This window comes from Terriglobales bacterium, from assembly GCA_035454605.1.
In the GTDB taxonomy this organism is placed as follows: domain Bacteria; phylum Acidobacteriota; class Terriglobia; order Terriglobales; family Acidobacteriaceae; genus DATMAB01.
On the sequence record DATIGQ010000188.1, the window covers coordinates 38978 to 48634 of the forward strand.

At 64.8% G+C, this 9657-nt stretch carries 11 protein-coding genes; 7 read left to right on the forward strand and 4 right to left on the reverse strand.

The window, feature by feature from the left end:
• The first annotated feature begins 48 nt into the window (after nt 1-48).
• The gene (locus VLE48_13265) at nt 49-528 is read left to right on the forward strand and encodes a helix-turn-helix transcriptional regulator (protein ID HSA93977.1); all 480 of its coding nucleotides are present in this window, start codon (nt 49-51) and stop codon (nt 526-528) included.
• 7 nt (nt 529-535) lie between these two features.
• Here VLE48_13265 and VLE48_13270 read toward each other — a convergent pair whose 3' ends face one another.
• Nucleotides 536-1756 (reverse strand): efflux RND transporter periplasmic adaptor subunit, encoded by a 1221-nt coding sequence (locus tag VLE48_13270; GenBank protein ID HSA93978.1) that lies wholly within the window; start codon nt 1754-1756, stop codon nt 536-538.
• Nucleotides 1757-1958: 202 nt separating this feature from the next.
• Between VLE48_13270 and VLE48_13275 the strand changes: the two genes are divergently transcribed.
• Genes VLE48_13275 through VLE48_13290 form a run of 4 tightly spaced genes read left to right on the forward strand, consistent with a single transcriptional unit; the run spans nt 1959 to nt 5906 of the window.
• Nucleotides 1959-2960 (forward strand): beta-propeller fold lactonase family protein, encoded by a 1002-nt coding sequence (locus VLE48_13275; protein ID HSA93979.1) that lies wholly within the window; start codon nt 1959-1961, stop codon nt 2958-2960.
• Between the two features lie 2 nt (nt 2961-2962).
• A complete protein-coding gene (gene queF, locus VLE48_13280; protein ID HSA93980.1) occupies nt 2963-3367 on the forward strand; it encodes a preQ(1) synthase in 405 nt (134 codons plus the stop codon).
• Nucleotides 3368-3402: 35 nt separating this feature from the next.
• Nucleotides 3403-4746, forward strand: coding sequence for an MFS transporter (locus tag VLE48_13285; GenBank protein ID HSA93981.1), 1344 nt, complete (start codon nt 3403-3405; stop codon nt 4744-4746).
• Complete coding sequence (locus VLE48_13290) at nt 4746-5906, forward strand: glycosyltransferase family 2 protein (GenBank protein ID HSA93982.1); 1161 nt, start codon at nt 4746-4748, stop codon at nt 5904-5906. The genes VLE48_13285 and VLE48_13290 overlap by 1 nt, the downstream gene beginning before the upstream one ends.
• An 8-nt stretch (nt 5907-5914) precedes the next feature.
• On the opposite strand, the gene VLE48_13295 is transcribed toward VLE48_13290, so the two are convergent.
• From VLE48_13295 to VLE48_13305, 3 genes are all read right to left on the reverse strand, one after another.
• Nucleotides 5915-6448 (reverse strand): hypothetical protein, encoded by a 534-nt coding sequence (locus tag VLE48_13295; GenBank protein HSA93983.1) that lies wholly within the window; start codon nt 6446-6448, stop codon nt 5915-5917.
• 168 nt (nt 6449-6616) lie between these two features.
• On the reverse strand, nt 6617-6958 hold the full coding sequence (locus VLE48_13300; protein HSA93984.1) for an STAS domain-containing protein: 342 nt from the start codon (nt 6956-6958) through the stop codon (nt 6617-6619).
• A gap of 2 nt (nt 6959-6960) precedes the next feature.
• Nucleotides 6961-7440, reverse strand: a complete 480-nt coding sequence (locus tag VLE48_13305) for an ATP-binding protein (protein ID HSA93985.1) — start codon at nt 7438-7440, stop codon at nt 6961-6963.
• 195 nt (nt 7441-7635) lie between these two features.
• Here VLE48_13305 and VLE48_13310 point away from each other — a divergent pair, with 195 nt between their 5' ends.
• Complete coding sequence (locus VLE48_13310) at nt 7636-8877, forward strand: CBS domain-containing protein (protein HSA93986.1); 1242 nt, start codon at nt 7636-7638, stop codon at nt 8875-8877.
• 70 nt (nt 8878-8947) lie between these two features.
• On the forward strand, nt 8948-9657 hold a 710-nt coding region (locus VLE48_13315; GenBank protein HSA93987.1), incomplete at its 3' end, for an Nramp family divalent metal transporter.

Sequence of the window (9657 nt, forward strand, 5' to 3'; positions counted from 1 at the left end):
TTAGTCTCTATAGTTATAATGTCAAGAGCATCGGCGGGAATCACGCGATTGTCTGAAACCGGGTGGGGGCAAAGGATCCGGAGCCTGCGGGAGCACGTCGGGTGGAGCGGCACCCGCTTCGGCCGCTATCTGGGCGTTTCCCAGATGGCGATCTCGCGCTGGGAGCGCGGGCGCCATCCTCCACCGGCTGAGGCGTGGATAGCCTTGGGGATACTCGCCGCGGAACACGGCCGAGTGGAGGATTGCTGGTATTTCCTGGAGCAGGCCGGGTTGAGCCAGGAGGTGCTGAAGAGTCTCTTCGAAAGCGTGCCAGTGGGGGCCGGTGTGGGCAGGCGGCAGGGTGCCGCTTCGTGGTACGCCGGACCGGTGCGGAAGTCATCCCGCGTCGGCGGTCGGACTACGGATGAGGCGGCGGAGCAACTTCATGCCGCCTTGGATATCATCCTCGATCGGGCGCCCAGTACGGTCGCGGAGGCCGTAGCCGCGCAGCTTACACGTCTCGCTGGCAAGTACGGTCAGGAGAAGTGATTCAGGGCTAGGGCTCGACGCGCACCGGCTGGCCATCGCGCAGCACGGCGGAATCGGCGGCGCCCAGCGCTACCATCGTTTTCTCGTCGAGGCCGCGTATGATTTCAGCGTCGGTGAGGCTGGAGATGCCCACCTCGACTTCGCGCCGTTTCAGTTGTCCGCCTGCCACCTCGAACACAAAACGCTTGCCATCTTCCACGTGAACGGCCTCACGGGGCACGGTGAGTACGCCCCCGTGCTGCGCCGTGATTACCGTGACGTTGACGTTCACATTGGGTAAGAGCGTGAGGTCCTGATTGTCCACTTCGCACACCACCTCACCCACCGTGCGCGTGCCCCGCACCACGACCGTGGAAGGCACACGGGTCACCGTCCCCTGCCAGTTGCGGCCGGGTAACGCGTCCCAGGTCAGCATCACCTTGTGGCCACGGGCCAGCCGCCCGATCTCGGGCTCGTCTACGAAGGCCCGCACCTGCACCCGGCGCAGGTCGCCCACCTGCACCAGCAGGTCGCCGGAGTTCACATATTGGCCGGGCCGGACCGGCAGGTAGTAGACGGTGCCGTCACGCGGCGCCACCACGTTGACCTGGCGCAGGACATTCAGCGCCGCCTGGTACGCGGCCCGCGCTTCGTTCGCGCGGGCCTGGGTGCGGGCGACTTCCGGTTGCGAGAAGCGGCTACCCAGCTTCTGTTCGACCAGCGTCACTTGGGCCTGGGCGCGCTTGGCGCGGTTCTCCGCCGCTTCCACCTCTGCCGGCGACGCGGCCTGGCGCTCCAGCAGCTTGCGCATCGCTTCCAGGTTCCGTTGCGCGTCATCGAGTTCGGCGCGCGCTTTGACCAGTTCGGATTCGTTGGTCAGCACTTCCTCGCGCGTGCCGCCCTTGCGGATGGCCGCCAGGTCGGCTTCGGCGCTGCGCAGTTGCGCCAGGGTGCGGGCCACTTCCGCGCGGGTCTCGGCGTCGTCGAGCTCGAGCAGCAAGCGTCCGCGCCGGACCGCGTCCCCCTCGTGCACCAGCACCCGCTTGACCGTAGTGGAGGCGGGAGCGTGCGCCTCGAAGTGCTCCACCGGCTCGATCTTGCCGTTGGTGGAGATGGTGCTGGTGATGTCCTTGCGGACGGGAGTCTGGGCGCGGATCGGCACCCGCGTCTGCCGCAAGGAGATGAAGGCCGCGAGCAGGACCACGGCCACGCCTGCGCCCACCATCACCTGAATTCGTTTACCGTGCAATCAAAACGCTCCCGAGCGCTATGCCCAGCGGAAAGTTGTCTTACCAATCAGTATAGCCAATCAGGGCAGTGCCGTCTGTGACCGTCCCTCGGCGCTTTGGATGCCCTCCGCAGTCGCGCGTGCCCGCCAGATTCTCACCGGCGTGCCGCCTGGAACCGAAAGCTGGTAGGCTGTGTGCTTTCCACTCGCAAGGAGCCGACCGATGACATTACGCAAGATGGCAGCGGCGCTGGCCAGCCTGCTGCTCCTGGTGCCTCCCGCCGCGGCGGAGAGCGTCCTCATCGTGCTGAACAAGAGCGACCACGAGGCCGCGCTGGTGAATCCCTCGAGCTACGTCGTGCTTGCCAAGCTGCCCACCGGCCGCGGGCCCCACGAAGCCGCCGCCTCGCCCGACGGCCGCTACCTCTATGTATCCAACTACGGGAGCTTCGGCGTATTCCGCCAGGGCGAGCCACCGCGCAACGAGCCCGGCAACAGCATCACGGTGCTCGATCTCACCGAGCGCAAGGTCAAGGCCACCTACGATCTGGGCGAAAACCGCCAACCGCACGGCATCTGGGTGAGCCGCGACGGATCCCGCCTGTGGGTGACTTGTGAAGGCGCCCAGGCTGTGCTCGAACTGGAGGCCTCGACCGGGAAGATCCTCAAGTCATGGAAGACCAACCAACAGGTCAGCCATATGGTGGTGCCCACGCCCGACGAACGGAAGCTGTACGTAGCCAACATTGGCTCGGGCAGCGTCACCGTGATCGATCGCGCTTCCGACAAGGTCGCCACCGTACCCACTGCCGCGGGCGCTGAAGGCATCGACGTGTCTCCCGATGGCCGCGAGGTCTGGGTGGCCAATCGTGGCGCCGGGAACATCGCCATCATCGACGTGGCCACCGACCGTGTGGTCGCCACCTTCTCCAGCGGCGGCGACTTGCCCATCCGTGTGAAGTTCACCCCCGATGGCCGCGAAGTCTGGGTGTCGAATGCGCGCTCGAACCGCATTGCCGTCTTCGACGCCAAAGCGCGGGAGCGCGTCGGTGAGGTCCTGGTAGGCGCCGTGCCGGTCGGGATTCTTATCACGCCCGACGGCCGCCGCGCCTTCGTGGCCAACACCAACGCCAACCTGGTTTCGGTGATTGACGTCGCCGGGCGCAAAGTGCTCCAGACCTTCAGTACCGGCAACGAACCCGACGGCATGGCGTGGGGGAAATAGCCATGCCGAAGACACCCCGCTACACTGCCGAGCACGCCAAGGCCGGCCTCGATGTCCGCATGCCGGAGATCGAGACCTGGCCCAACCAGTTCCCGTCCTACGAGATTGTGGTCGACATTCCGGAGTTCACCTCCGTCTGTCCCAAGACCGGCTTGCCGGACTTCGGCGTGCTCACCATCCGGTACGTTCCCGACCGCCGCTGCCTGGAGCTGAAATCGCTCAAGGAGTACCTGCTCTCCTACCGCAACCTGGGCATCTTCCAGGAGAACATCGTGAACCGCGTGCTGGAGGATGTAGTCCGAGCGGCGCGGCCCAAGTGGGCCGTGGTGCGCGGCGAATTCCGGCCGCGTGGCGGCATCGGCACGGTGGTGGAAGCACGCTGGCCGCGCGGCCGCCACCGGGGCTGACTCTCGAACGCGCGTGTTATAGTCACTGACTTCGCATGGCTTCGGAAGCTGCGACTCCCGCGCCGCGCAAGGATGACCCCCGCACCATCTTTGGATGGTGCATGTACGACTGGGCCAACAGCGCCTACATCACGACCGCCATCGGCCTGCTCCCCATCTACTTCGCCAGTGTCGTGGTGGGACCGGACGGCCTCACCTTTCGCGGCACGCGCTATGAGGCGGATGCGCTTTGGGGCCTGCTGGTGGGAGCGACCGACTTCGTCGCCTTCCTGTGCGCGCCGGTGCTGGGCTCGATTGCCGATTTCTCCGCCGCCAAGAAGCGCTTCCTGCTGTTCTTTGCCTATCTGGGCGCGCTGTTCACCGTGCTGCTGTACTTCACGCACACCGGCGATGTCTATCGCACCATGTTCTTCTTCTTTGTCGCCCAGATCGGATTCGTCAACGCCAACGTGGTCTATGACGCATTCCTGCCGCAGATCGCGAGTGACGCGAAGCAGGACTGGGTCTCGGGCAAAGGTTATGCCTTTGGCTATGTGGGCGGCGGTTTGCAGTTCGGGATCGCACTGGCGCTGGTCGCCGGGCACGAGAAACTCGGCCTCTCGCAGGAGACTGCGGTGCGCATCGGGTTTGTGACCGCGGGATTGTGGTGGGCAGGATTCACGGCGTTCACCGCCCGGCTGCTGCGCGAAGCCCCCGCCACCGCTCGGTTGCCGGAGCGATTCCGGAACTGGCCCGCAGTCGTCGCCTATCCTGCTCTGGGCATTTCGCGCACCTGGAAAACCACCATGAAGGTGCGCCGCTTCAAGCACCTGGTTCTCTTCCTGGTCGCGTTCATGCTTTACAACGACGGCATTCAGACCGTGATCAACCTGGCGACGACGTACGGCACCGTGGAGCTGAAACTTCCGGCGTGGAAGTTGATGCTCACGCTGCTGATCATCCAGGGGGTGGCCACGGTGGGCGCGCTGGTATTCAGCCGCCTGGCCGGACGCATCGGCACGCGCCACACCATCATGACCACACTCGTGCTCTGGACCGGGGTCGTGGTCTACGCCTACTTCATCACCACCGCCACCGAGTTCTTCATCCTGGGAATGATCGTGGGTATCGTGCTCGGAGGTTCGCAGGCGCTCAGCCGGTCGTTCTACGCCTCGATGGTTCCGGAATCGGCAAGCGCCGAATTCTTCGGGTTTTACACCGTTTTCTCCAAGTTTTCCTCGATCTGGGGACCGCTGGCCTTCGCGGTGGTGAAGCAGTGGCTGGGATCTTCGCGCCTGGCCATCCTGTCGCTCATTTTCTTCTTCCTGGTGGGCCTGGTACTGCTGCATTTTGTGAACGAGACGGAAGCCCGGCGGGCGCGGCTGGAGGGAGCTTTCTGATGGCGACCTTCCACTTGGTCCTGGGCTGGCTGCTGGGGCTGGTGTGGCTGCACCGGCTGCTCGACATCGGTCTGGGCATGCGCCAGGTGGCCGACATCGCCCGGCCGGAGTGGGACCGACGGCCGGAGCCGGCGCCGCGCGTGACCATCATCGTGCCCGCGCGCAACGAGGAAGAGCACGTGGAGACGGCTCTGGGATCTCTACTCGAGCTGGAGTACGAGAACTACGAGGTGATCGCCGTCAATGACCGCTCGACCGACGCCACCGGCGTAATCCTGGATCGTCTCGCGACTGCGTCCGCGGGCAGGCTGCGCACGCTGCACATCACCGCGCTGCCCCCCGGATGGCTGGGTAAGAACCATGCCATGTGGAAGGCCGCCGCCATGGCCACGGGTGACTGGCTCCTGTTCACCGACGCCGACGTGGTCTTTCGCCCGGATGCCCTCCGTCGCGCCATGGCCTACTCCCTCGCGGAGAAGGCGGATCACCTGGTCGTCTTCCCGGAGGTGCACCTGCACACAGTGGGGGAACGCATGATGACGGCATTCTTCATGTCGCTGTTCATCTTCGGACACCGGCCGTGGAAGGTGGCCGATCCCAGGACGCGTGACCACATGGGCGTGGGCGCCTTCAACCTGGTGCGCCGGAGCACGTATGACGCCATCGGGACGCACGAAGCGCTGCGCCTGGAAGTGATCGACGACATGAAGCTGGGCAAGCTCATCAAACAGGGTGGATTCGCGCAGCGGAATGTCATCGGCCCCGGCCTGATCTCGCTTCGCTGGGCGCATGGGGCCATGGGCGTGGTGCGTAACCTGACCAAGAACATGTTCGCCTTGATGCTGTTCCGATGGCCGCGGACGCTGGGCGCCGCTTTCCTGCTGCTGCTGCTGAACATCGGTCCTTTCGCGGGAGTGCCCTTGGCCACGGGCTGGAGCCGCCTGGGTTACGTGGTGGCGGTGGCTGCCATTGCCGCGCTCTACGCCCGTATGGCGCCGCCGCTGGGCGTCAACCCGCTCTACTTCCTGCTGCATCCCGTTGCCGGGCTGCTGTTTGCTTACACCCTGCTGCGCTCTGCCTTTCACGCCTGGCGGCACGGCGGCGTCATCTGGCGCGACACGAAGTATTCGCTGGACGAGTTGCGCCGCGGGTTGGTGTAGCGGCTTCTCTATTGCGGGCGGTCGCTGGCTTGCGCATCGCCCTCGCCCGCGGGCGGCTTGTCAGGGGTGAGTTCCGTGCTGGTCCGCTGAGACTTGCTTTTGGTCTGCCGGGGCTGGGTGCTGCGGAACTGTCCGGCGCGGTAGCGCCCGTGGCGCGAGGCGTCGTAGGTGGAGGGCGGCGGAGGAAGTTTGGCGGCCTCGCCGCGAAGCTGCCGCGAGTCCTTCAGGATGATCTCCGCCCGGCCCTTGTAGCTCTTGATCCTCCCGAAGACCTCTACCTTCTTGCCCTGGAGTTGGCGCACGTCTCCCACCTTGCGCAGGTCGCGGGGAAACACCACCACCGTGAACGGACACTTGCTGTAGTCCTCACAAAAGTTGAGGAACCAGGTGCCGCTCTTGCCCTGGTTCACCTGGACTACGGTGCCCTGCACGCAAGTTTCGTTGCCGATCTTGTCCGGCGCTTGCTCGATGGGAACGCACGCGCCAAGGGCCGGAGCCGCCAGGAAGGTGACGGCGAGAACCAATTGGAGGGCGAAGCGCACGGCGGCTCCTGGTCAAGACGAGGGGACCCAGGAAGAGTGTAGCCGAGTTTGCCGGCTCCGGCGTGCAGAAAACGCGGAGGAACGGAGGGAACCTGCGGAAGACGAGCAGAGCGTGGGAGTGCGCCGCGCGCAGCTGGCGGCATCCGCCGGCCGGCTGCGCGCAAGCGATTACTTGGTGAAGGAGGCGATCGCCGTCGCTTCGTCGTCCTTGATATCAAAGACGGTGTACAGCTTGGTGATCTGCAGCAGATCGTGGACCTTCTTGGTGAGGTTGAGCAGCTTGAGCTCGCCCCCTCCATTGCGCACCGTGGTGTAGGCGCTGACCAGCTCGCCGATACCCGAGCTGTCGATATAAGTGACGTCGCCTAGGTTCAGCAGGATCTTCTTGCTGCCCTTGCTGAGCAGGTCGCGGATGGTATCGCGCAACACCACGCTGCCTTCGCCCAGCGTGATGCGACCGCTGAAGTCCACCACCGTGATGCCGTCCAACTGCCGCGTGCTGGCTTTCATGCTCACTTGGATTCCTCCTTGCCTTCCCCCGGGCTAACCTGTTTGACCAGCGTGATCTCGGTCCCGGGGCTCAAGTCCCGGAAATTCACTTCATCCATGAATGCGCGCATCAAAAAAATCCCCCGGCCCGACGTCTTCAGCAGGTTCTCCGGCTTTAGGGGGTCGGGGATGTTGCTGGCATCCAATCCTTTGCCCTGGTCGGCCACCCGGATGGTCAGGCGGCCGCGGGTATTCTCATAAGACACCGTGACCTTCTTCTTGGGGTCGTACGCGTTGCCGTGCAACACCGCGTTGACCGTGGCTTCCCGCACCGCCATGGCGATGCGGTCGCAACTCTCGCCGTCGAACCCGGCCTTGGCGGCTATCCTGGCCGCCGCCAACTCCGCCGTGTTCACGCTGTCGAGGGTCGAGTCTAGCGTGTAGGTGACGCGCTCGTCGGTCTTCTCCAGAATTGCCGCACCTGCCTTGTCTGGCGCCCGCAACCGCCCATAGGCGCTCCAGCCTACCGCTCACCCGTACCCAGGGCTTGCACAGGAATCCGCTAGTTTGCCCTTCGGAACGGGAAGTTGTCAACGAATGGATGAGCCGCCGTTGCGGGAATCGGGCCCGTGCCTTTTTCGGCTCCTCCCGTTCCGGAGGCTCTGCGGCCCGTTACATTTCATGTAACATCGTGCCCGATGGCACCTCTGGCGCTTTCGGAGATTCTCGGCGTGCCGGTGGAAGAACCCGCCGGCACCCTGCACGGACGTGTGCGCGAAGTGACCATCTGCCCGCAGGAGGACCGGGCGCGCATCCACGGCCTGGTGGTGCGCACCTCCGAAGGCGACCGTTTGTTGCCGCGTGAAGGCATCGCGGCGGTCACGCCCCGACGCGTGCGCGCGGCCCTTCCTTCCGCCCAGTGGCCGGCGTTCGCTGAGAGCGAAGGCATGCTGCTGCTCGACCGCGACCTGCTCGACCAGCAGATCATCGACGTGCATGGACGCAAGGTGGTGCGCGTGAATGACGTGGACCTGGAACAGAAGCCCTCGAACGGCGGGCTCGTACTGCGCATCTCGGAAGTGGACGTGGGCGCCCGTGGGGCGGTGCGCCGTCTGCTGCGAGGCGTGGTGCCGTCGCTTCTGGTGGAGCGACTGGTGGCGCGCATCCCGCCCCGCATCATCCCCTGGGACTTTGTGGATCTGATCGAGACCGATCCCGCCCGGCGCGTGAAGCTGAAGATCTCCCACGACCGCCTGGGCCGGCTCCACCCCGCCGACATCGCCGATATCGTCGAAGAGCTCTCTCCCGCCGAGCGCGAAGCCGTCTTCGAGACCCTGGACGAGGAAGTCGCCGCCGAGGCGCTCGAGGAGGTGCACCCCAAACTCCAGGTTTCCATCGTCGAGTCGCTGGACTCCGACCGGGCCGCCGACATCGTGGAGGAGATGGATCCGGACGCCGCCGCCAACCTGCTGAAAGACCTGCCCGAAGAGACCAGCGAAGTGATCCTCGAGGAGATGGCGCCCTATGAGCGCCAGGACGTCTCCGAGCTCCTGCAGTTCGAGGAAGACACGGCGGCCGGCCACATGACCACCGAATTCGTGGCCATGCCGCGCACCGCCCGCGTCTATGACGCCATCGAGCTCCTGCGCCACTATGAGGGCGGCATCGAGACGCTGAGCGGCATCTACGTGGTGGGACAGGCGAGGAAGCTGCTGGGCGTCGTCCCCCTGGCGCGCATGGTGCTGGCCCCACCCAACGCCCAGCTCGGCCAGTTGATGGTGGAACCGGTCGCGTGCCCGGCGGGCGCCAAGGAAAAGGAGATCTTCGAGCTGTTCGACAAGTACAACCTGCTCAGCCTGCCGGTCGTGGATAAGAGCGGCAGCCTTACCGGCGTCATCACCGCCGACGACGTCATCACTCTCATGCGCGCCAAACTTTAGCGCGCTTTCTTGTGGCCTCTTCTCCCCGCCGCGTTTATTCTGTGACTTCTCTTGAGTAACGGAAGCTCCAATGCGATGGCTCAGACTCTGGAAGATCCGGATCCTGCTCTTCTTCGCCGTGGTGGGGCCGGGTTTCATCACCGCCAACGTGGACAACGATGCCGGCGGCATCTACACCTACTCGTTCGCCGGCGCGCGCTACGGCTACCTGCTGCTGTGGACCATCGTCCCCATGATCATCGCGCTGGTGGTGGTGCAGGAGATGGCCGCCCGCATGGGCGCGGTCACCGGCAAGGGTTTGAGCGACCTCATTCGCGAGGAGTTCGGGCTGCGCATCACCTTCCTGATGATGTTGGCCCTGGTGGTTACGAATTTCGGCAACATCGTGGCCGAGTTCGCCGGCGTCGCTTCCAGTCTTGAGCTGTTTAACATCCCCAAGTTCGTCTCCGTCCCCATCGCCGCCGTGCTGGTGTGGTTGCTGGTCGTCAAGGGCACGTACAAGAGCGTGGAGAAGATTTTCCTGATTGCGTCCTTTTTCTATATTGCTTACATCGGAGCCGCGGTGCTCTCGCGTCCGCATTGGCTGGAGGCGCTGTTCAGCACCGTGCCCCGCCCCACGCGCATGCCCTTCATGGATGCCGGATACCTCTACATGGTCACCGCCATGATCGGGGCCACCATCGCTCCCTGGATGCAGTTCTACCTGCAGGCCTCGGTGGTGGAGAAAGGTGTAACCACGCGCACTTACAAGCTGGCCAAGATCGACGTGATCGTGGGCGC